General features: G+C 41.2%; 21 protein-coding genes. 16 read left to right on the forward strand and 5 right to left on the reverse strand.

Going from position 1 to position 23,262, the window contains the following annotated elements:
- The first annotated feature begins 125 nt into the window (after positions 1-125).
- The 8 genes from ACWATR_RS21600 to ACWATR_RS21635 all read left to right on the forward strand — a co-directional run bounded on the left by ACWATR_RS21600 (position 126) and on the right by ACWATR_RS21635 (position 9,972).
- A complete protein-coding gene (locus ACWATR_RS21600) occupies positions 126-1,193 on the forward strand; it encodes a response regulator (protein ID WP_460336848.1) in 1,068 nt (355 codons plus the stop codon).
- A gap of 62 nt (positions 1,194-1,255) precedes the next feature.
- Positions 1,256-1,633 carry a response regulator transcription factor gene (locus ACWATR_RS21605; RefSeq protein ID WP_069071198.1) on the forward strand — a complete coding sequence of 126 codons (378 nt, stop codon included), beginning with the start codon at positions 1,256-1,258 and terminating at the stop codon, positions 1,631-1,633.
- A 4-nt stretch (positions 1,634-1,637) separates the two neighbouring features.
- Positions 1,638-2,135: a chemotaxis protein CheW gene (locus tag ACWATR_RS21610; RefSeq protein ID WP_460336851.1), complete on the forward strand. Its 498-nt coding sequence runs from the start codon at positions 1,638-1,640 to the stop codon at positions 2,133-2,135.
- A gap of 61 nt (positions 2,136-2,196) precedes the next feature.
- On the forward strand, positions 2,197-5,013 hold the full coding sequence (locus ACWATR_RS21615; RefSeq protein WP_460336854.1) for a methyl-accepting chemotaxis protein: 2,817 nt from the start codon (positions 2,197-2,199) through the stop codon (positions 5,011-5,013).
- A gap of 251 nt (positions 5,014-5,264) precedes the next feature.
- The gene (locus ACWATR_RS21620) at positions 5,265-8,276 is read left to right on the forward strand and encodes a hybrid sensor histidine kinase/response regulator (protein ID WP_460336857.1); all 3,012 of its coding nucleotides are present in this window, start codon (positions 5,265-5,267) and stop codon (positions 8,274-8,276) included.
- 204 nt (positions 8,277-8,480) lie between these two features.
- Positions 8,481-8,633 carry an NACHT C-terminal alpha/beta 1 domain-containing protein gene (locus ACWATR_RS21625; RefSeq protein WP_460336860.1) on the forward strand — a complete coding sequence of 51 codons (153 nt, stop codon included), beginning with the start codon at positions 8,481-8,483 and terminating at the stop codon, positions 8,631-8,633.
- Positions 8,634-8,685: 52 nt separating this feature from the next.
- Positions 8,686-8,901: a hypothetical protein gene (locus ACWATR_RS21630; protein WP_460336863.1), complete on the forward strand. Its 216-nt coding sequence runs from the start codon at positions 8,686-8,688 to the stop codon at positions 8,899-8,901.
- A 375-nt stretch (positions 8,902-9,276) separates the two neighbouring features.
- The gene (locus tag ACWATR_RS21635) at positions 9,277-9,972 is read left to right on the forward strand and encodes a PEP-CTERM sorting domain-containing protein (RefSeq protein ID WP_460336866.1); all 696 of its coding nucleotides are present in this window, start codon (positions 9,277-9,279) and stop codon (positions 9,970-9,972) included.
- 127 nt (positions 9,973-10,099) lie between these two features.
- On the opposite strand, the gene ACWATR_RS21640 is transcribed toward ACWATR_RS21635, so the two are convergent.
- Positions 10,100-10,384, reverse strand: a complete 285-nt coding sequence (locus ACWATR_RS21640) for a DUF427 domain-containing protein (protein WP_460336869.1) — start codon at positions 10,382-10,384, stop codon at positions 10,100-10,102.
- Positions 10,385-11,283: 899 nt separating this feature from the next.
- Here ACWATR_RS21640 and ACWATR_RS21645 point away from each other — a divergent pair.
- Together ACWATR_RS21645 and ACWATR_RS21650 are read left to right on the forward strand one after the other, a co-directional pair.
- The gene (locus tag ACWATR_RS21645) at positions 11,284-11,508 is read left to right on the forward strand and encodes a hypothetical protein (protein ID WP_460336872.1); all 225 of its coding nucleotides are present in this window, start codon (positions 11,284-11,286) and stop codon (positions 11,506-11,508) included.
- An 86-nt stretch (positions 11,509-11,594) separates the two neighbouring features.
- Complete coding sequence (locus tag ACWATR_RS21650; protein ID WP_460336875.1) at positions 11,595-11,999, forward strand: hypothetical protein; 405 nt, start codon at positions 11,595-11,597, stop codon at positions 11,997-11,999.
- A gap of 96 nt (positions 12,000-12,095) precedes the next feature.
- Here the strand turns inward: ACWATR_RS21650 and ACWATR_RS21655 are convergent, their stop codons facing one another.
- Positions 12,096-13,445: a glutamine synthetase family protein gene (locus ACWATR_RS21655; RefSeq protein WP_460336878.1), complete on the reverse strand. Its 1,350-nt coding sequence runs from the start codon at positions 13,443-13,445 to the stop codon at positions 12,096-12,098.
- A gap of 102 nt (positions 13,446-13,547) precedes the next feature.
- Between ACWATR_RS21655 and ACWATR_RS21660 the strand changes: the two genes are divergently transcribed.
- The 4 genes from ACWATR_RS21660 to ACWATR_RS21675 all read left to right on the forward strand — a co-directional run bounded on the left by ACWATR_RS21660 (position 13,548) and on the right by ACWATR_RS21675 (position 17,413).
- Positions 13,548-14,777 carry a damage-control phosphatase ARMT1 family protein gene (locus ACWATR_RS21660; protein ID WP_460340591.1) on the forward strand — a complete coding sequence of 410 codons (1,230 nt, stop codon included), beginning with the start codon at positions 13,548-13,550 and terminating at the stop codon, positions 14,775-14,777.
- 290 nt (positions 14,778-15,067) lie between these two features.
- Positions 15,068-15,283, forward strand: a complete 216-nt coding sequence (locus ACWATR_RS21665) for a hypothetical protein (protein ID WP_292746820.1) — start codon at positions 15,068-15,070, stop codon at positions 15,281-15,283.
- Between the two features lie 19 nt (positions 15,284-15,302).
- Positions 15,303-15,728 carry a type II toxin-antitoxin system VapC family toxin gene (locus ACWATR_RS21670; RefSeq protein ID WP_069070788.1) on the forward strand — a complete coding sequence of 142 codons (426 nt, stop codon included), beginning with the start codon at positions 15,303-15,305 and terminating at the stop codon, positions 15,726-15,728.
- A 113-nt stretch (positions 15,729-15,841) separates the two neighbouring features.
- Positions 15,842-17,413, forward strand: a complete 1,572-nt coding sequence (locus tag ACWATR_RS21675; RefSeq protein ID WP_460336882.1) for a metallophosphoesterase family protein — start codon at positions 15,842-15,844, stop codon at positions 17,411-17,413.
- Positions 17,414-17,470: 57 nt separating this feature from the next.
- Here ACWATR_RS21675 and ACWATR_RS21680 read toward each other — a convergent pair whose 3' ends face one another.
- Positions 17,471-18,817 (reverse strand): ABC transporter substrate-binding protein, encoded by a 1,347-nt coding sequence (locus ACWATR_RS21680; protein ID WP_460336885.1) that lies wholly within the window; start codon positions 18,815-18,817, stop codon positions 17,471-17,473.
- Positions 18,818-18,989: 172 nt separating this feature from the next.
- Here ACWATR_RS21680 and ACWATR_RS21685 point away from each other — a divergent pair, with 172 nt between their 5' ends.
- Positions 18,990-19,748, forward strand: coding sequence for a YebC/PmpR family DNA-binding transcriptional regulator (locus tag ACWATR_RS21685; RefSeq protein WP_460336888.1), 759 nt, complete (start codon positions 18,990-18,992; stop codon positions 19,746-19,748).
- A gap of 183 nt (positions 19,749-19,931) precedes the next feature.
- Here the strand turns inward: ACWATR_RS21685 and ACWATR_RS21690 are convergent, their stop codons facing one another.
- Both ACWATR_RS21690 and ACWATR_RS21695 read right to left on the reverse strand, forming a co-directional pair.
- On the reverse strand, positions 19,932-20,249 hold the full coding sequence (locus ACWATR_RS21690; protein WP_069070785.1) for an RNA recognition motif domain-containing protein: 318 nt from the start codon (positions 20,247-20,249) through the stop codon (positions 19,932-19,934).
- 351 nt (positions 20,250-20,600) lie between these two features.
- The gene (locus ACWATR_RS21695) at positions 20,601-21,143 is read right to left on the reverse strand and encodes a phycobiliprotein lyase (protein ID WP_460336892.1); all 543 of its coding nucleotides are present in this window, start codon (positions 21,141-21,143) and stop codon (positions 20,601-20,603) included.
- A gap of 586 nt (positions 21,144-21,729) precedes the next feature.
- On the opposite strand from ACWATR_RS21695, the gene ACWATR_RS21700 reads away from it, so the two are divergent.
- Positions 21,730-23,259 carry an efflux RND transporter periplasmic adaptor subunit gene (locus tag ACWATR_RS21700; protein WP_460336895.1) on the forward strand — a complete coding sequence of 510 codons (1,530 nt, stop codon included), beginning with the start codon at positions 21,730-21,732 and terminating at the stop codon, positions 23,257-23,259.
- The last annotated feature ends 3 nt before the right edge of the window (positions 23,260-23,262 follow it).

The following is a 23,262-nucleotide window of genomic DNA, read 5'->3' on the forward strand; positions in this document are numbered from 1 at the left end:
ACCTAGATGTAAACTGATGTACTTTAAAATACAAAAGTTTGATGCTTTTTACTTGATTTAAATTGTGGAAGAACTCTATACGAATTTAGCTTACACATATCGAATTTAGCTGAAGTAAAAGCAAAATGAGCACAACTCCTATAGGTAGCTACAGGTTGTTCCAGAAACTACATCCGCTATCTCTGTTGGCACAATTAACCAGTCGGCGTGCTACAGGGTGCTTAAGCATATTTACTGGAATAGTTTCTTGGTCAATTTATCTAGAGGACGGTAAACTTACTTATGCCTCCTATTCAGATAAACTGTTTGAACGGCTTGACAGTCACTTGCGACGCTTAAGCCAGCAAATTCCTGCTCTCAACAGCGCCACTCGCGTGCAAATGCGGCTGATGTTTGAGACGAAGAATGAACATCAATCAATACCAAATGCGGATTACCAAGCTATTTGTTGGTTAGTAAATCAGGACTATATTACCACTGTACAAGCAGGAAGCCTGATAGACGAATTGGCAAAAGAAGTGCTGGAATCATTTCTGTGTTTAAAAGAAGGTAGCTATGAATTCAGTCCAGAAAGCTCTTTGAATGAACTACCAAAGTTCTGTCGCCTGGATTTGCGCTTACTTGTTGAACACTGTCAAAAGCAGTTACGAAATCGGCAAAATATCCAGTCATCAATTCCATCTGGTGGCGGTTCTCAAGTTTTGTCTGCAACACAATCGTCTCAAGTTCAGCCACAACTGCAAATAAAACTTGGACAAAACTTGTCGATACCAATTAATTTTGATATCCCTGAGAATAATAAAATTACTCAGCCATCTGTTGGTAAAAAACTGTATACAATTGCTTGCATTGATGATAGCCAAACGGTTTTGAATTCTATCAAACACTTTTTGGATGAAAACACATTTTCAGTTGTGATGATCAACGATCCAGTAAAAGCTTTAATGCAAATTCTGCGGAGTAAGCCCGATCTAATTTTGCTAGATGTTGAAATGCCTAGCTTAGATGGTTATGAGCTATGTTCATTATTACGTAAACATTCAGCTTTTAAAAATACACCAATCATTATGGTGACTGGTAGAACGGGCTTTATCGACAGAGCAAAGGCTAAAATGGTCAGATCATCAGGATATCTGACTAAGCCTTTTACACAATCAGAATTGCTAAAAATGGTTTTTAAGCATCTTGATTGATTGAAATAAGTCAAATAAAAATAACAAAATATGTTTAATTTATTTTTTTAGGAGATTTAATAGTGAGCCTGACTTTGCTTGGCACAATTTTAATTGTAGAAGATTCTCCCAGCGAATTGGAATTAATGAGCCATTATCTCAAAGAAAGTGGTTACAACGTAATTAAAGCAAGTGGTGCAAAAGAGGGTTTAGAAAAAGCTGTGTTAGAAAAACCAGATGCGATCGTTACTGATGTAGTTATGCCAGAAATGAGTGGATTTGAATTGTGTCGTTCTCTGAGAAGAAATCCAATTACTGCAAAAGTGCCGATTGTGGTTTGTAGTTCTAAAAATCAAGAAATTGACCGTTTGTGGGCGATGAGGCAAGGTGCAGATGCCTATATAACTAAGCCTTACACCCGCGAACATCTCCTACGTACTATTAAATCAGTGGTAATTTAAATCAATGACTAGTACAAACATTACTCTTGCTTCCAAAGCAACCCAAAATAACTTAGCAGATGGTTATCTGAAGTTTCAGCTAAATCAACAAACTACTGCTGTTTTATCAATGAAGCATACACAAGAAGCTATTCTTGTGCCAGTTGAATCTATCACTTCGATGCCTAATATGCCCCCCTGCATATTAGGATTAATGAATTGGCGGAGTCGGATAATTTGGGTAGTTGATTTGCCGAAAATGCTCAATTTAGAATCCTTAGATTATCGACTGCGGCAGTACAATGTAATCGTTATCCAAGTAGAATCATTAGTGTTGGGCTTAGTTGTACAAGAAATAAAAGGTACAACCAAGTTTCTAGTTGATGATATTCATTCTCCTATAGGACAAGTGACATCCAGTTTGGTTCCTTATTTATGTGGGTGCGTTGTGCAGCAGGAAGAAATATTACTGGTATTAGATGCACAGGCGATTGTACAGTCTTCTATTCTCCGCAGTGATTAGGGTTTACTACTAAAAAAAAGATTTTTAGTGTCTTATTCACATACTTAGGAGAATTAATTTTATGTTTAATAAAACCAACACAAATCAAGGTAATAGCGCTCAAAATCGAGCATCACTGATTTCATCCCAAAAAACCATTGGAACTGTAGTAAAGTTACCCACTAAACTGACTACTGAAAGTGCTAACAATTCTTCTTTGAATCAGGGAATTGCTTATTTTACAAGGTTAGGATTGGTTAAGAAAGCGACTATTTTAGCGATCGCAATCGGTACTATACCAGTTTTGGGCATCGGTGCGATCGCTTTTGGTTTTGCCAACAAGTCCATTACTAAGCAAATTACCCAATCTCAACAAGCTGAAGCCACTGGTTTAAGTGATAAAATTAACCGCTTCATGCTGGGACGCTACGGAGATATCCAAGTAATATCAAACTTGCTATTTTTGACAAGTCCTCAAGCTAGTGTCAGTATCACTACTCAGCAAAAACAAGCAGTCCTAGATAGTGTTGTCGAAGCCTACAAAGCTTATGACAGCATTGCTGTTTTCGATCGCCAAGGTAACTTGATTGTGCAATCCACAGGCGAACCGCTGGAAAATCAAAAAGACCGCACCTATTTTCAAGACGCTTTACAAAAAGATACTCCTGTCATCAGCAAACCGGAAGCAGCAAAAAACACTGGTGTAGTGAGTATTTATCTAGCTGCACCCGTGAAAGAGACAAGGACGGGACAAACCATTGGCGTGGTACAAGCACGTATGCCCGTAAAATCTTTAGAGGAAGTAATCAAAAACTACGTAGCTAATGGACAACAATACCATTTGCTTGATGCTTCGGGAACAGTTTTCTTGAGTCCCCAAAAGGAATTATTGGGGAAAGAGGCCAAGGGAGAGTATTCTAATTTACCTAAACTCCTAGCAGCCAAAAAGGTAGATAGTTTTATAGAAGTTCCCAAAACTCAGAAAAAACAAGAACTAGTTAGCTACGTACCAGCTAGTAGTATAGATGGCTTACCTGATTTAAACTGGCAGGTACTTTTAGCTACAGACACCGCAACTGTATTTGAGCCGCAAAGACAATTGTTGTGGATTATAGCCATCGGTACAGCAGTGACAGCATTGATTGTAGCTGCGATCGCATCTCGGTTAGCTAAACTGACTACACAACCCATTCTTAATGCCACTGCGGCATTAGCAAAGCTAGGTCAAGGTAAATTCAATACCCGTCTGGAAATTGAAAGAGAAGACGAATTAGGGGTATTGAGTGCAAATATCAACCTTATGGCCGAACAATTACAAGTCTTAGTTAAGGAGCAGCAACAGGAACTAGACGTTGAAGGGGTAAAATTATTAGCAGATATTACTCTAAGAATTCGGAAAATTCTTAAAACTGAAGATATTTATCACGCAGCGGTTAAAGAAGTTCAGCGATCGCTAAAAACAGACCGGGTAATCATTTATAGTCTGAATCCAGATAATCGGGATGGTGTTGTCGTTGCGGAATCGGTAACTGGTGATTGGCCGAAAATGCTGGGAGTGAAAATCGACGACCCTTATTTTCGAGAACATTATCTAGAAACTTATCACGATGGAGAGGTGCAAGCAGTTGCCAATATTCATCAAGATCAAAGCCTGAAAAATGCCGACGCTTACATCCAACTGCTCGAAAAATTTGCTGTCCAAGGTAATTTAATCGTACCGATTCTTGCCCAAGAAAAACTTTTAGGCTTATTAATTGCTCATCATTGCGAAACTCCTCGTGTCTGGCAACAGTCGGAAATTGACTTGTTTCAACAGATAGCAACTCAAGTCGGCTATGCCTTAGAACAAACCAAGTTACTAGAAGAAATAGAAAAAGTTAGAAATGTTACCGTAACCGGGTCAGACGAAACACTGCAACAACAACTTTTACAACTACTCAACGACGTAGAAGGAGCAGCCAGAGGCGACTTGACAGTACGTGCAGACGTAACCGCAGGGGAAATCGGCACTGTTGCCGACTTCTTCAACTCCATTGTCGAAAGCCTCCGGGATATTGTTACCCAAGTTAAACAAGCTGCCATCCATGTAAATAGTGCCATTGGCTCTAACGAAGGAGCTATCCGCCACCTAGCAGAGGAAGCGCTTACCCAAGCTGCCGAAATCAACCATACCCTTGATGCTGTTGACCAAATGACCCAATCCATGAAAGCTGTAGCCGAAAGTGCCGAAAAAGCTGCTTTCATTGCTAACCATGCTGCTCACACCGCCACCAAGAGCGGACACGCGATGGATTTAACAGTACACAACATCCTTTCTTTGCGGGAAACTGTGGGTGAAACTGCCAAGAAAGTGAAACGCTTGGGAGAGTCTTCGCAACAAATTTCTCGCGTGGTGTCCTTGATTAACCAAATTGCGATTCAAACCAACTTACTAGCCATCAACGCCGGGATTGAAGCAGCGCGTGCAGGTGAAGAAGGTCAAGGTTTTGCTGTAGTGGCTGAAGAAGTCGGCGAACTAGCAGTCAGGAGTGCCGCAGCCACCCAAGAAATTGAACAAATTGTTGAAAATATCCAACGAGAAACCAGTGAAGTAGTCCAAGCAATGGAAATAGGCACTACCCAAGTGGTAGAAGGGACTCGAATTGTGGAGGAGGCTAAACAAAGTCTGAGTGAAATTTTGGATGTATCGTCTCAAATTGACTCCTTAGTGCAGTCGATTTCCACTGCAACCGCATCTCAGGTTGAAACATCCCAAAGTGTTAGCCAATTGATGAAAGATATCGCTGCCATATCACAACGCACCAGCGATTCTTCTCGCCAAGTTTCTGAATCTCTGCAACAAACTGTGGATATTTCCCAGCAGTTGCAAGAGACTGTCGAGGCTTTCAAAGTTAGTTAAGTTTGTCATTTGTCATTTGTCTTTTGTCCTTTGCTATTTGCTAGTGATGAATGACGAATGACTTTTGTTATTTGTTTGTTGTCATTTGTCCTTTGTCCTTTTAATAATGACCAATGACCAATGACAAATGACTTTTGTTATTTGTTTGTTGTCATTTGTCCTTTGTCTTTTTAATAATGACCAATGACCAATGACCAATGACTAATGACTAATGACCAATGACCAATGACCAATGACTAAGGACAAAAACTATGCTACAAGACAAAGAATTAGAAATCCAGATGCAGTTTCTAGAAGAAGCAACAGATTACTTAAATACCTTAGAAGGGGTATTATTGGAAATCGATACTAGTAATCGCATCGATTTGGATAAAATCAATGCTGCACTCCGAGCTACTCATTCTATTAAAGGTGGCGCGGGGATGATGGGATTTAGATCGCTAAGTGATTTATCTCACCGTCTGGAAGATTCCTTTAAAGTTTTAAAAACTAAAAAAAATTCTTTAGAAATTGATACTCAGTTGCAAAGTTTATTGCTATCTGGAGTTGACTGGCTGCGTCAGATTGTAGACTTACTTGCACAAGGGAATGTTGTCGAAGATCAGTGGTTAGCAACTTTTTGTTATCCCATCTTCGATGAGTTGCACGATCGCTTGGGCGACCCCACCCCAGAGGATGCATCAACCATGCTATCCCCAGAAGATGGGCAAGACGTTATTCCCTTGCTATTTGCCACAGAAGTAGAAGAGTGTTTGCAGCGTCTAGAATCTGTATTGGCAAATAGCGAACAAGCCGGATTGCATGAAGAAATTGTCATCATGGCAGCTGAATTGGGCGGCTTGGGTGAAATGCTCCAATTGGCAGCTTTTAGCAAGCTTTGTGAGTCAGTAACACAGCATTTAGAAACTGTAAATAGCGACGGGGAACGCGTTTCTGAAATTGCTCAGTTAGCATTGCAAGCATGGCGGCGATCGCAAGCTTTGGTGCTGACGAATCAACTAGATAACTTACCTACAGAAATCCATTTGGGTGGTTCTACGCAATTCCCAGCCCTATTACCAGCAGAAATAATACCACAACTTCTTCCCACAGATGTCCTCGACACAGAAGTAGCGTCAACAGCTGTTTGGCAAGCAGAGATAACTCCAGAAACTTGGGTTAAAGATGAAGCGATCGCAGCCAATTTTACATTTGTGGATGCAGAATTTGCCGATGACGTAAATTCTGTCAATGTCACTGAACACAATACAATATTTGCTAGAGAAGATAATCCTTCAGATGCCAGATTTGGAGAAAGCAAAGGAGAGCCAACTAAAGAACGAGACAGTCATGAAAATAGCGTCCGAGTTCCTAGCAAACAACTAGAGCAAATTAATGATTTATTTGGCGAATTGATTGTTCAGCGAAATGGGTTAAACTCACAACTAGAAAGATTACGCAAACTCGTTCGTAACCTGAACCAGCGAGTCCAAGTTCTCGACCGAGAAAACCAGGAATTACGTATAGTCTCCGACAAAATTTCCACTCAAGCTGCTGGGGTGAGGGGGCGAGATGAAAATAGCCAGCAAACACAAGGTACAGACAGTGAATTTGATGCTTTAGAGATGGATCGCTATAACGATTTCAACCTGCGATCGCAGGAAGTTATGGAAACCATTGTTCAGGTGCAGGAAGTCACAACAGATGTGCAACTCAGTGTAGATGATACAGACCATATTGCTCGTAAACTCAACAAAACATCAAAACAGTTACAAACCAAACTAAATCACATCAGAATGCGACCTTTGTCTGATTTAGTCGAACGTTTTCCTAGAGCTTTGCGCGATTTAAATGTAGAATATGGGAAAAATGTCCAGTTAAAAATTGAAGGTGGTAATACTTTAATTGAACGCAGCATTTTAGAAGCTTTAAACGAACCTTTAATGCATCTGTTAAGGAATGCTTTCGATCATGGTATCGAAGACTCTGCCACGCGTCGCCTTTTGGGTAAACCAGAACAAGGATTGATTGAAATTACAGCCACTCACCGCGGTAATCGCACTCTCATTACTATCCGTGATGATGGTTGGGGCATTTCTCTGGAGAAAATTCGCACCCGCGCCCTAGCTATGGGACTGGATACTTCTCTACTCGCTAATGCTAGTGATGAAGAACTGTTATCACTAATTTTTGAGCCAGGTTTTACCACCTCCGAGCAAGTGACAGCATTATCTGGTCGCGGTGTCGGTATGGATGTGGTTCGCAACAACCTGAAACTAATTCGAGGAGATGTCAAAGTTGATACCGAACCAGGAGTTGGTACTACTTTCACCCTCTCATTACCGTTTACACTTTCCGTTGCGCGAGTTCTGCTGGTAGAAATCAACAAGATTCTATTAGCATTTCCCACAGATGTCATTTCAGAAATATCTTTACTCCAAGACGAGCGAGTTTTCCAAATGGCTGGTAGCGAAGTTTTAAATTGGCAAGGAACTATGCTGCCACTGATTCGCTTAACTCGTTATTTAGAGTTTAATTGTCTACGTTACAATAGCGCAGAATTGGAAATTCCGGCAGCCATTAGTACTAACAGTGTGTTAGTAGTCAAAGGTAATAATCAGCCAGTAGCAATTCAAATAGATCGTTGCTGGGGTGAACAAGAAGTTGCTATTCGCCAAGTCGAGGGAAATATCCCTTTACCGGAAGGTTTTAGTAACTGCACAATTCTCGGTGATGGCCGAGTAGTGCCACTAGTTAATGTCAATGAGTTGCTGTATTGGATTGCTACAAATAAAAAGACACCGAGAGGAACTCAATTACCATCAGCAAGGTTAAAAACACCGTTCCTGATATTTGACGAAGATAAAATATCAGCAGCATCTATTAAACAGAAAGGCACAATTTTAATCGTAGATGATTCGATTAATGTTCGCCGTTTCTTAGCTCTAACCCTTGAAAAAGGAGGGTATCAAGTAGAGCAAGCTAAAGATGGTCAAGATGCCTTAGAAAAACTCCATAGTGGATTGAGAGTTGAGGCAGTAATTTGTGATATTGAAATGCCTCGCCTTGATGGTTATGGCTTTTTAGGTAAGGTAAATTCAGACGTTGATACCAAAAACATTCCAGTTGCGATGCTGACTTCTCGTAGCAGCAATAAACATCGGCAATTGGCTATGCAATTGGGTGCGCGAGCTTACTTTTCTAAACCTTATAATGAGCAAGAGTTATTGCAAACGCTGGAGGAAATAATTCATCCTGTAGCAGAAAAGGTAGCTTCTAATTAATAATTCACAACTAGGTTTCAGATATTTTTGTAGGGTGCGTTACGCCAAAGGCTAACGCACCGTTTTTAGTGCCTTGGCGATTAAAAATCACGGCTATACAAACAAAACCCACCTCCGTGGGTTAAAAAACTGAGTTATATCAGTAATAATTGCCCAGCTTTTGCGTAATACTATTTGTGTAAATTGAAATAATTTAATGCTAGCGTGACATACAGCGATCGTTTTCTCAATGACATCAGCAAGTTTGAGGGAGCGATTTGTTTTATGAGCAACCCCATACCAAATTACAACACCCTCAAATTCTTTCCACCCAGTCGGCTGATTGATGAAATTTTAGAATGGTTGCGGCGTAATTGATTATATTTATCCGTTGATAACAACAGCTTGTCCATTTGTTACTAATACAGAAGTGGACATTAGCAATAAAGTTGTTGTCGTCAGCACTGCTTGTTCGTTACCAACACAACCTGTTTTGTTACTAACACAACCTTTTTTGTTACTAACACAACCTGTTTTGCTACCAACACAACCTGTTTTGTTACTAACGCAACCTGTTTCGTTACCAACACAACCTGTTTTGTTACCAAAGCTTATCTATTTGTGGCAAACGCTTATGCGATCGTAACCACAGCTTAAGTAAAACTTATATATACAAATCCTATACTATTACCAGCACAACTCAGATTTACAAAAGGTTGGTACGATGCGATGATCGGAAATACTATACCTGTATCTCAAGTGTGGAAAGGTATTGATGCCGAGTGAACCACCTTTGATTCAAGTCAAAGCTATGAATAGGCGATCGCTATTCGCTGCATATTGAAGCATTTCTAGCGATACGGGCAATATTTCACAGCCTTTTGAAAATTATTTAATTACATTTTAAATCTGTTAATTATTAAAACCTGCTTTGCAAATTAAATTTAAACATTATGATGTATCTATGTAATTGTACAAGTAACTTTTTTATTCTTTGACAAATTAATACCAGGAGTTTTAGGTGATAAAAAATAATAGAAAAAAGGCTGTCGCTCAAGCTATTTCCACAGCCGTTGCTTTGGGCTGGGTAATAATGCAAGTGGAATCAGCACGAGCTGCTACCTTGACGGTTAACAATCTCAATGACAGTGGCGTTGGCTCATTGCGAGATACGATCAACATTGCAACTAGCAATGACGTGGTAGAGTTCTTATTGGACAGTAATCCTAGTACAATTACCCTGACTAGTGGGACACTTGCGATCGCTAACAATTTTACTATTAATGGCCCAGGTGCTAACTTACTAACCATCAGTGGCAATAATCAATTCCCCGTGTTTGCCATTAACGCCGCCGATGTTACACTTTCTGGGCTTGCGATCGCTGGTAAAATCAATGCTTACAATTCTAGTAGCGTAACGTTTACCAATAGCACCATCAGCGACGGTAATGCTGGACAAATCAGCGTTGGTGGTAATAATATCAGCATTCGCGATAATTCTAGTATAGAAGGCGGCACTATCGTCGGTAATTCTGGGCAAATTAGCAGTGGTGGCAATATTTCAGTGTCAGGAGGCAACATAACTATTACACCTGTTACTCTTATAGTGACGACAAGAGTACCCGAACCAAGTGCGATCGCTGGTACTATACTTGCTTGTAGTCTGGCTTGGCTGGCCAAGAGAAAGCAAGCAGCATTTTGCAAGACGAAGGTATAATTACGTATTAAAAAAATTCCCAAATAGTTAAAATAGTCAGCCCGCACAAGCGGGCTGACTATTTTATAGGCAATTAGTTGGACATAATATCAATTACCTGAAACTAAAATATTTCCAGGAATCCTTATTAAGCCTCAACTTTTACACCCTTCCAGAAGGCGACATAGCCTTCAATATTCTTAGCTTTCTCCTTAGCGCTGGGATAGTACCAAGCAGCATCTTTATTGATTTGCCCATCAACTTCAATACTGTAATAACTGGCAACACCTTTCCAAGGACAAGTGGTGTGGGTGTTGCTTTCTGCGAAGTACTGCTTGTTAATGGTGTCAACAGGAAAATAATGGTTGCCTTCCACAACGACAGTATTATCACTCTCAGCTAAAACAGTTCCATTCCAAATTGCTTTCGGCATAAATGACTTTGTAAATAAACTATACACATAACATTTTGACACCATCAGCTTGTTTGTAGCGAATTTATGGAACCTGTAACGCTACCAAAAGAGTTCATCGAGTCACGAAGAGGCAATATGTTGTCGGGATTTTCTTCCAGTATTAATTACAATCACTTTTATTTATGAATTTGAAAACTAAAAGCATTTGCTTCTATCGTCAAGATTTTCTAGGATATTGATATGCAAAGTTAATTAGCCAAAAAAAGTTGGATTTCGGTTTATAGGCTCAAGCAAAAAAATATCTAGATATTTGAGTGAGCTATGCCTACGGCGAGCTACGCTAACACACCTTCTAGAAATGTTTACCAGCGAAGGATTTTATCTAGCATATATTTGCCTCTATTAAATTCTTACTAAACCTTCTCCGAATTCCCAACTGCTAAAATTGGGATGAATTTGATTAACCCGTTTGGGTAATTAACAAATCAACCCATCAGGTGAACTCACTATAAGAGGTTGAGATTAATATAACAGCAGATTCTATTACTAGAGAACTCCAAGAAATAAATTATCCAATATTGTGGGGTGGGCCGAAAAGCCACTGGTGTCAACTTAAGCCAAAAATAGCGTGCTGATTGGGTGTTGTTCACCCACCAGGGATTTACAATCCCTGACTAATTGCTCAAGTCTACTGAACTAGACTGAAGATTTTTGCGCTATGAAGTCCTCTTCAGAGGACTTTAGCTATGAGACAAGGATTTACAATCCCTGGCGGATGTGCTGGCGGACGTGCGGTTTCGCGTTAAGTTGACACCAATGGCGAGACGCCCACCCCACAAGAGTGAATTGAATATTTTTTTATTTGTTAGTTCTCTAGAGAATACTGATTGCATTTTGTTCTAATTGAGGATAACTCTATGAAACTCACAAACTTGATAAATTCTGCACATATTGTTGCTTGGTTTAATTCTATGCCTAAAATCACTAACCCTCATCCAGGCAAGAATCATCATAGCCAATCAATAAACATAACTGCAAACTCTGACACTTTCCCTAGACATTCAAGGAATGTCAATTCCCTAAAATCCTTTGATACTGCTTTTATCGCCTATTACATGATGGGTTTTGGTAATTTTAAATAATCTAAATTGCCTTGACATTTTTGATGCTTCACTTAAATTATTTACAAGTTTTTGCTAATTAATCTAGTTCTAATGAGGATAAAATTATGAAACTCACAACCTTATTCAATTCTTCACTTATCATTGCTTCTATTGCTTTTATACCTGGAATCGCTGGCGCTCAAACAGCTAATAATAACAATAGTGGCGGACAAATAAATACAGATGTTAACTCTAATGCTTTACGCAAAAATTCTATAGAGGACAGCTATCTGCAACCCTTCAATACTGCCTTTATAGCTTATCAAGGTTATTTAAAAGAGCAGGGTATTCCCAGTGGAGGCGCTTTGATATCTGCATACCAAATAGGAAGCCTGACTGCGAAAGATGTGGTTCAGGCTGCTATCAGGGCTAACAAGTTACCAGCCCAAGTTTTAAGTGATTCAAGTTACCTCAACGCACTTGAATTGCAGTTGACATCATTCAGCAACACTAATGATTTATCCGAATAAATATAAGTTTACCAAGCTCGTAACGGATTTATTAAATGCTGTACTTTCATCCGATTAAATTTAGCCTTTTAGCTTAACTTGTGGGAATTACTAACTCTAGTATTTATCTAATAAAAGCTTTACTTCTGCCTCCAATTCCCAATTTTTTATGGCTGACCACTCAGCTTGACGCACTGCTAAAAATGCTTGCGATAAGTCTGGATTTAAAGCATTTAAAAGAATATTATTCTGTTTTAGATAGTCTAGAGCTTCGCCCAGGCTTTGTGGTAAAAGGTCAATACCATTGGCATGACGTTCCTCAATTGGCAGGTGTCCGGGATCTTGTGCAACAGGATTTCCCGGTTTTTGACTTCGTTGCACACCGTCGAGTCCGGCTGCAATTACCGCACCTAAAGCGAGGTAAGGATTGGCTGATGCATCAACGGTTTTTAACTCAAAATGGCTGGAACCGTTGAATCCAGGATTGCTGGGCACTCTCACGGCGGCTTCACGGTTGTCTAGTCCCCAACAACGGAAAGCACCACTCCAGCTATGAGGACGAATGCGGCGGTAGGAATTAGTACTAGGAGTAGTTAACGCCATCAGTGCTGGTAAATGATCGAGTATACCAGCGATAAATGCTTGGCCTATTTGAGAAAGACCGCAGACACCTTGAGGATCTGGTAAGAGATTTTGCCCGTTACGCCAGAGGCTAAGATGGATGTGGCAACCGCTACCAGCGGCATCTGGGAAAATTTTGGGTAAGAAAGAGGCTGTAAGATTGTGGTAATGAGCGATCGCTCTCACAGTTTCTCTAAAGGTAATCTGCCTGTCAGCTGCTCGTAAAGCATCAGTATATCCCATAGAGATTTCCTGTTGACCTGGGCCAGATTCGGGATAATATTGCTCTACAGGAATCTTTTGGGCGATGAGTGCCTCGACTATCTCATCAATTACTTCTCGATGCTTATCCATTGCCTGAGTCGAAGCAAAAACTGTCGAATCTGCGGGTACAATTCCCTCAGATGTTTGCCGTAATAGATAAAATTCATTTTCAAATGCAGCCCGAATTTCCAACCCCTCGCGTCTCGCCGCCTCAATCATCCGCACCAGGAAATTGCGAGGACATAGCGCCCAAGGACTGCCATTAAGTACCATATTTCCCATTACACGAGCATGATTGGGAGCATAAGGTAAAGGAGTGAAGCTAAACCAATCTGGTACTAAGCGGATTTCGCCTACCGGGCCTAGACCAGTTTCGGGAATGACAGCATCATACATTACAGGGACTCCCTGTTGTCCAGCAGAAATGCCTACACCATACTCAAAGTAGTGGGATAACATCTCGATATGAACAGCTTTGCCACGAATAATGTTGGCGTTGTCACACCAAAGGATACGGACAAACCTGATTCCAGCTTCCTGAAGAGATTTTTTGACTTTCTTGAATACTTTGTTTGCAGCCATCAGTTAATTTATCCCGCTTTTGAGTTGATTTGACAATTTCCCCACCTCATTTTCATGCTCAAGTTAGAATAACTGAAATTACGAAGGCAAGAAAAGTAGGTGGTGAATACATCCCACATCCCCAAATTACCCATACCACCGTCTCTTTTGGGGTCAGAAGTCGGTTCTTTTACTGAGTTTACAGTCACTCAACGAATGCCTGCGATCGCTCGCAAAGTTATTGCTGAAAATAATTTCTCGTCTGAGATTAATACCAGCTTGGAAAACTTAGCTACAGAACTGCCGACTGGATTTTTGCCACCCATTTTAAATGACACTGCTGGAGATTGTTCCGCCTGGAATACATATTTAGAGTTTTACAAGGATCAACGTTGGATAGATGTTCCCTGGTTTTTTGCCGAAACTTATTTTTTTCGGTTAATTCTAGAAATTACCAATTATTTTCGGACTGGTGTATCGCAAGGTGTCGATCCATTTGAGTTACAAAAGTCTCAAAGTTTAGAAGCATCTTTGGATTCGATTATTCTACTGTGCGATCGGGCTAACAATTGGTTAAATAATTCCCAACTGAAGGGAGAATCAAATCAAACAGCTTTAATCGCACTATTATATTTTGCTTTGTGGGGAAATCGAGTTGACTTGAGTTTATGGTCAGCATCCGAGAGCGAACGCAGTCGTTTTGATATTCAAACCCAACTAGCTCATATCTTAGTAAATGATGCCTCTCAAGTGATGAAATTGTTAACCAACTCTCAAGGGGGACGGATTGATTTTGTTGTAGACAATGCTGGTTTTGAACTTGTTTGTGATTTATGTTTAGTAGACTTTTTATTAAGTAGCGGACTGGCCGATCGGGTTTACTTACACTTAAAGCCACATCCGACTTTTGTATCTGATGCCATGATTAAGGATGTACATTACACAATAAGTTTTTTAGCCGCTAGTGGAAATCAACAACTTACATCCTTTACCCAAAGACTCCAAGACAATATTGCATCAGGGCGTTTAGTGTTATCTGAAAATTACTTTTGGACATCGCCTTTAGCCTTTTGGGAAATACCCAACTCGCTTAAAAATGAGTTAGCCAATGCGAGTTTGGTTATAGTCAAAGGAGATGCCAATTATCGCCGATTATTAGGCGATCGCCACTGGGACTTTAGCACCAATATTGCAGATATAGTCTCTTACTTACCTATGCCAATGGTAGCTCTACGCACCCTGAAGTCAGAAGTAATAGTAGGTTTAAAACCAGAAGTGATTGAAAAAGTAGCCAAATCTGACTCTTCTTGGTTGACAAATGGACAGTGGGGTGTGATTCAGTTAGTGGCTTAGAGGTTGTTTGAAAAGTCCTTTTGTCGGTATCAAAAGTTTTAGATCCCCCTAAATCCCCCTTAAAAAGGGGGACTTTGACTCCAGTTCCCCCCTTTTTAAGGGGGGTTAGGGGGGATCTAAAGTGCCTAAAGTTACAGAGAGAAACTTTTCAAACATCCTCTTAGACAATTCTAAAAAATTGAGATAATTTGTAAGACAAGTATACGTATCTTCACTAATTAAAGCGTCGTCTACCCTACCCGTATCACCACAACCAGCTTAGGATAGACTAAAAGCAATTTTTGGGGAAAATGGTAGAAAAAATCACAGCTGTGTTTAATGGCAAAGTGTTCTATCCGGCTGAACCGATCGCACTGCCAATCAATACCCGCGTGCGAATCAGTATTGAAATTTTACCGCCAAGTGAACATGAAACGGTATCATTTCTGCAAACAGCGCGATCGCTCAACCTCGAAGGGCCAGCTGACTGGTCTGCCAATATAGATAAATATTTATACAGTAAGTAAATTATTAAGTAAACTTTTCATGCATTCTGAAGTCTTTCTTGATACATCATTTGCCATTGCCTTATCTGCACCGAGCGATCGCTTACATGACCGTGCCTTACATCTGGCTAAAATGTTACAAGCAGCAGAAACTCGTTTGGTAACAACACAAGCTGTGATGTTGGAAATTGGCAATGCCTTATCCCAACAACCTTATCGTCAAGCGGCAATTATATTATTAAATTCTCTAGTAGCAGACTCCAAAGTAGAAATTGTCCCCCTCTCCCAGGAACTCTACGAACGTGCTTTCCAGCTATATCGCGAACGAACAGAGAAAGAATGGGGATTTGTCGATTGCGTATCTTTTATTGTGATGGAATATAGCGGAATCACTGAAGCACTGACTGCTGATGAGCATTTTCAGCAAGCAGGCTTTCGAGCATTGCTGCGAGAAAATTTGCCTTAAAAATTGGAGATGGGGCATTAGTTATTCACAAATGACTAATGACAAATGACTAATGACAATTAAATATTTCGTTACAATCGGTGTGTGCATTAGGCATTCAAGAGTTATCAGCCATGAAATTGATTTCCGATCCACCGATTCCTGTCAAAATTCAAAAGATGAAGGAACGGGTGCGGTGGATGCATCCAAGTTTTGTGCAACGGGGAATTGACCAAACCAGTATAGTTATTGACGATGGCAGGCAGGATAATCCAGAATTTTCCTTTATGGTTATCGGTGATTCTGGCACTAAGTCCCATTCTCGACACCACCCCCAACGACAAGTTGCCGAACTGATGCTTCCTCACCGCGATGATTGCAGTTTTGTGTTGCACACAGGCGATGTAATCTATGTGGTAGGTTCTCAAGAGTATTATTCAACAAACTTTATCGAGCCTTACCGGGAATTTCTTGTCGGTGGCGATAACCCGAAAAGCATTCCTTATGACCGCATGGTGTTTAATCTGCCGTTCTTGCCAGTACTCGGTAATCATGATTACTACGATGTGCCGTTGATGTACCGTTTATTTACTGGCACAACATCATCACTACGTCGCCTGTTCCGCTATAAAGATATTGAGATTGGCTGGCATGGATCATATCAAGGTAATGCCTATGCACGGGCATTTATGGACTACACCCAGGCGATCGCTTCCCCACAAGAGTTAGAACGTCATTTAGATCGCCACTACACTGCTAAAACTGACACAGGACGCTGTTTGCGTTATCAACCTGGACAGTTTACCCGCTTACCCAATCGCTATTACACCTTTCGTTACGGCGGGATAGACTTTTTTGCACTGGATTCTAACACTTTTAATACACCATCACCCTTACCTGCAACTCAAGAAGGGGAAATTTACCGCCGAGAATTGCAAAAGCGTCGCCATGAAATCGATCAAGAAGAATTGCAGATTTTGAAAATATGCGATCGCCTCAACCCAGATAAACCAAGCGAAGCGGAACAACTTGATGACCTTAGCGCCAAATTAGACCAAATCAACGAGATCAAAATCGACATTGAAAAACAACTAGCATCTCATAAAATGCCTGCCATCGACTTTGAACAACTTGAATGGTTGCGAAGCAGACTAATCGAATCTTGGAACACCTCCGAAGTGCGCGGACGTGTAATATTTTTCCACCATCCACCATACGTTACAGAAGCTACCAAGTGGAATCAGGCACAAACCTTGGCGGTTCGCCATCGCTTGCGCTGGGTGTTTGAACAAGTAGCACAAACTCTTGGCTCTCTAATTAAAGAACGTCCCATAGTCGATTTGATTTTAAATGGACACGCTCACTGTTTAGAGCATCTTTGCACAACTGATACCGGATTTGCTGACTCTCACATTAACTGCATTATCTCTGGTGGTAGTGGTCATCGTCCCCGCTATCAACGCCGAGGAGGGACTGAATTGATGGAGACTTTTGCTGAGATTGCAGGTAAACCCACTCGGAAAGTTGCAGATTCAATGCTTTTTGTGGGTCGTCATGACTACAATTTCCAGAACCGACTGCCTTACTCATGCGTGCGGATTGATGTTCTAGATGGTTGCCCGCCCAAGTTTATCATCAGACCGCTGATTACTGAACGGGTTAAGGAAGATTGGTATAACAGTGAACTTGAACCTTTTGTGATTTAAACGGGATGCGTGATGAATCATAGACGCGATGAATCGCGTCTCTACAAATTACCCATGTTACTCAAAAATCAAATCTAAGCGTTGCTGGGTTGCTTTGAGTGAGTCTGCTGGTGAACTTTTACCCAACAATACAGATTCAATTGCTCGACCTACACTGTCAGAAATGCGATTGTAACCAGGAAATATGGGACGCGATCGCCCATATTTAGCTTGATCTAAAAATACCTTCACCTGGGGTATTTTATTTACAAAATCCTGATATTTTGGACTTTGACGAGACTTCAAATTCACCGGTAAATAGCCAGTTCCCAATGCTAATTCTGTCTGAAATTCTTCACTCAAAGCATATTCGACAAACTTAAAAGCTGCTCTTTCGCGTTCCGGTGTGGTTTTGAAAAAGAAGAGATTCTCACCGCCAATCACAGTAGCAGGTTTTTCTCCAACCGGAATCGGAAAAACATCAAAATCGACACCAGTCTCTTGAAATTGCCCCAGAGTCCAAGGGCCATTTAATTGCATTGCGACTTTACCAGTCAGCAAGTCATCCGTCTCATAACCCCGTTCTGGGCCAGATAAAATAGCGGAACCATCCGTAATTAAATTACGCCAAAATTGCAAAGCTGCGATCGCTCCTTGATTCTCTTGCAAATCTACTGCTGCCGCATTCTGTGAATCACCACTCACCAACTCGCCGCCACCACTCCACATAAACGGTAGCCAGGTGAATACTGTAAATTCTCCCTTTCCCAAAGGCAGAAACATCCCATATTGATCAGTTCGTCCATCACCATTAGTATCACGAGTTAATTTCCTCGCAACTTGTCCAAACTCCTGCCAAGTGCGGGGTAATTCAGTAATACCCGCTGCCTTAAACAAACTCGGACGGTAAAAAATACCAACATTATTCGTAGCAAAGGGCACAGACCAAATATTACCGTTGTATTTCATCGATTCATACAAAGCAGGGTCAATTTCGGCTTGAATTGAAGATTTTTCGAGCATTTCATCCAAAGGTAAAAGTGCGTCGAGTTCCACCAATTGACCTGCGATCGTCGGATTATACCACAACAAATCTGGGGGTGCATTTCCTACCACCGCTGCTAAAATCTTGGGCGTTTGCTGATCCTGTTGTCCAACATAAAGTGACTCAACTTGAATATCTGGATGGGATTGATTGAATTTATTTACCAGCTTTTGCAGTACATCCCGATTTGGCGGCGGATTTACACCTTGCCACAGGGTTAAATGTATTATTTTATCTTCCTTAAGACCAGGTAGAATACTTTGACATCCAACTAAAGCTACTATGCCCACTAATAATACAAGGAGTAAGCTCCTAAAATAGTGTGACACTTTCTTACTTTTTCGCTTGGCATGGCGAGGAGGGTAAAAAAAATCGTGCATGATGTTAATTAAATTGGGTATTGGGCAAAACAGTTTCGAGTACTGAGTAAAGAAGTGAGACTACCCACTCAGCACTACTACTTCCCCACTCCCTTTTAGCAAATGCACTTTTGCATCGGAGCAAAAGTTAGGTATATCCTAAACTTGAATAGAGTTTTGATAATTTCAGATTATGGCAGGACACAGTAAATGGGCAAATATTAAGCGTCAGAAGGCCGTAGTAGATGCAAAAAAGGGAAAAACTTTCACTCAGTTATCTAGAGCGATTATCGTTGCTGCTAGAAGCGGTGTACCAGATCCGGCGCTGAATTTTCAACTCCGGACGGCAATTGACAAGGCAAAAGCAGCGAGTATCCCTAATGATAATATTGAACGAGCGATCGCTAAAGGTGCAGGCAATTTTGGCGGCGATAGTGCTACCTTTGAAGCGATTCGCTATGAAGGTTATGGCCCTGGTGGTGTAGCGATTTTAATCGAAGCCCTCACAGATAATCGTAATCGCACTGCTGCTGACTTGCGTGTAGCTTTTAGTAAAAATGGTGGCAATCTTGGTGAAACAGGTTGTGTTAGCTGGATGTTTGAGCAAAAAGGCGTTTGTCTAGTGCAGGGTGTGGTTGACGAAGAACGGCTTTTAGAAGCATCCCTCGAAGGTGGTGCCCAATCTTATGAGATGAATGAAGATGAGATGGCTGAGGTATTTACTGATATTGGGAATTTAGAAACCCTTAGCCAGACACTCAAAAATCAAGGCTTTAAGGTAACTGATGCCGAATTGCGCTGGATTCCTAGTAATAGTGTAGAAGTTACTGATCCCGATCAGGCGCGATCGCTTTTCAAGTTAATTGACACTCTAGAAACCTTGGATGACGTGCAAAATGTCACAGCTAACTTTGAAATAGCCGAAGAACTGATGGAACTCAGCATTTCTTAATCAAAATTTATGTCGGCATCATAGCCAAATTGCAGTTATTTGGATGATGTCTTAAATCTTATCGAAACAGAATTCTGGCTCCTGAATTCTTCTTCAAATAGTCAAAGTTTTGCATAAAAAAGGCTCAAGCATTTCTGCCTGAGCCTTTTCTAGATTAAATTAAGTTACTTTCGTCGGTTTAACTTAGTAGCGGTTACGGTTGTAGCCACCGCCACCACCGCCACGGTTTCCACCGAAGGAACCACCACCACTTCTGTCTTCTCTGGGCTTGGCTTTATTTACTTTGAGGTCACGACCAAGCCACTCAGCACCATCAAGAGCTTCAATGGCTTTCGTTTCTTCATCTTCTGAACTCATTTCCACGAAAGCAAAGCCACGTAAACGACCTGTTTCACGGTCAGTAGGTAGTTGAACACGCTTTACAGCACCATATTCTGCAAATACAGCACTTAGCGCATCTTGTGTAACATCATAGGAGAGGTTACCAACGTAAATTGACATTAAATGTCTCCAAAATCATAAGTTTGTAGAGATTTAGATTTCGGAGAGAAGTCTGTAATACCAAAAGGGAAAAGCCTGTCAATACTAAAAACAAACACTGTCGCCGAATTAATTCTCATTTCACTTCCCATGATGACATGGCAACTTACTTTCTGGGGAAATGTTTGAAAAACTGTTATAAAAAGTTATATAAAGTTGCTGCCTAGTACAGCACGGCGTAAATAAACCACCCATTCCCAATCAACAAAACCCTTACGCTGTCTTCATTTTTAATTTTTAATTTTTAATTCCGCCTTGCGGTACTAGTCCCCAAACCTGTGAGGCTATAGCGAACCGCATCGATGATATAAACTAACTCTCCACTCTCTTTTCTAAATATTGACCAATCATCAACTGCTCACCAGCACGGGAGATAATGGTTTGTCTGGTGCGGTATTTACTGCCAATTAGCTTTAACTCTTCCTCAAACACTGAACCGTTGTATTCAGTTCGTAAACACAGTGTTTTCGGGTTGGAGAAATAATACTGGGCGGTGACTGGTTTGGATATGGCAAAACCGCGATCGCGATACAAAATGTTTCCCACAACCCCAAATATCGTCGAACCTTGCGACTCTTTCCTTGCTTTCAACACATCCGTACTTTCCCATGTAACTACTGCACCACAGATCAAACTTCCTGTGTCAGCCAAATCGTGCATCTGAGCTAGATTTTGCAATTCATTACAGCCCGGCTCAAGAAAATTGATCGTAACTATACTCTCCATTTCCTTGGTTTCTCCTTCAGGTAGGGTGTAGTAGCGCCGTTGCGATCGCCAATTACCCGCTGATTCTTGGAAAAATTCGGAAATCTGGGATTCATCAGCAGTTTGTGCAATTTTTAACAGAGATGTCACGTCTTACCTTCCTCACCTAATCCAAATATATTTTTGGCAAAAGTTAATTCTTGCTGTTGTTGCCATAACACTGATCGCCCTGTCTCTTGCCATCTTACGCAAGGGGGTAAGAAAAAATAGTGTTTGCCATTACATTATAGACACAAAAAGCAATAAATCTTTAATATTTTTAACAATCAAAGTACTGTAAATACTAAAAGTTGCAGTAGACTATAATCTAGTACTGAATGTATAAAAACAAGAGTAATCTTTTTTTAAGACTGCCCATTATGTTAGGATATGAAACTTTTTGGCTCATATCTTTAGAAAAAGCCAGATTTAGCCTATGGGTAGATTCGAGAAAAATGACAAATATTTATACTAAGTTTATAATTTGTTAACTGCAAGAAGATTATCTACCTCTGCGTAAGAAGTAGAGCGGTGAGAAGTTTTGGACTTTTGTGGGAAAACAGTAGTTTTTGATGCAAAAAATTACTGTCAGACAGCTTATTCATTCTCGCCGTTTTTTGTTAATGATATCTCTCAAAATTACTTGATTAAAACACGGCTGTTTAACCCCAAAAGCTCCCCAATAGGAGAAAAATAAATGATTTTGGACACAAATAAGCCGCACAAACAGGTGAAAATGACAGATCCAGTAGTCGCTAAAAAGCTAATTAATATCCAGTTAGATTCAGTTGTGAAGACTGAGGTGGCTACCGCAGATTTAAAGAGTAGACTTCTTGCAAAAAGTACTTGTGTAATAAGTAGGAAAGGTAAAGAGGGAAATTATTCCCTTTCTTCCAATTCTGTAAGAAGTTTATTAATTCCCTGTTTGGTAGGTATAGGACTGCTGACGGCGAGTTGCGGATCACTGCCCAAGGAATCAGCAGGAGCACAATCTCAGCAACCTGGTGGTGGAGAACGCGGTGGTGGAACACCTGTAGATGCGGCGATCGCTCGAACTGACTCCCTGCAAACACAACCAGAATACACAGGTAATACAACACCTTTTCGGATTGTATCAGTGCGATCGCAGGTAGAAGCCCGATTGTTGGCTTTGAACCTTGATGTGGGCGATACAGTAAAGCTTGGGCAAAACGTCGGGCAGTTAGATGATGCCATCCTTTTGACCGAATTAAAGCAAGCAGAAGCAGAACTAGCAGCCCTGAAATCCGAAGTAGCTAGGGCAACTAATCAGGTAAGTAATGCCCGTGCAGACGTTGAACGGGCGCGGCTAGAAGTCGTACAAGCTCAGGCAGACTCAAGACGACAACAGGATCTATTCAAAGCCGGAGCGATCGCCCAACAATCTGCCGAACAAGCACGTACCCAGGCGCAAACAGCCGCCCAGGCACTACGGGCAGCCCAAGAGCAAGTCCGTACAGAACAGCAAGCCGTCGCCGCCGCCCAAGGTAGAGTACTTGCCCAACAGGCATTGGTTGCCCAAACCAAAGAGCGGAGGTCTTATGCTCGACTCACATCACCCATCACTGGCGTAGTCACAGAAAAGGTGACAGAACCAGGCAACCTTCTGCAAGCAGGTAGCGAAGTCTTGAAAATTGGCGACTTTAACCGTGTCAAAGTCGTTGTGCAAGTTTCCGAATTAGAACTGGCACAAATTCAGGTTGGGCAGTCTGTACAAGTCCGCTTAGATGCCTTCCCCAACGAAACATTAATTGGCAGAGTTACGCGCATTTCCCCAGCTGCCGATGCCACAGCTCGTTTGATACCTGTAGAGGTAGTGATTCCCAACAATCAAGGGAAGATTGGCAGCGGATTACTGGCGCGAGTCAATTTTGAAACTCAGACTCAACAGCGAGTAGTAGTGCCACAAACAGCTATTCAAAAACAAGCCGGGGCAGCCAAAGGAGCAGGGACAGCGAAAAGAGCAGGTGGAGAGCAAGAAAACCCATCTGGAACGCTATTTGTTGTGAAAGATACAGAAGGTAAGGCAAAAGTAGTGGCGCGTGCTGTCACTTTAGGAAAAAGGGTTGATGGCAGAGTGGAAATTCTATCTGGCTTACAAGTCGGGGAGCGCTATGTTGTTCGCAGTGGTCAACCCCTAAAAGATGGAGCCTCTGTACGTTTATCAATTCTTTCCGAAACAGCAGAGTCATCCCCTAAAGGGAATTAAAAA

The organism is Nostoc sp. UIC 10890 (genome assembly GCF_054786515.1).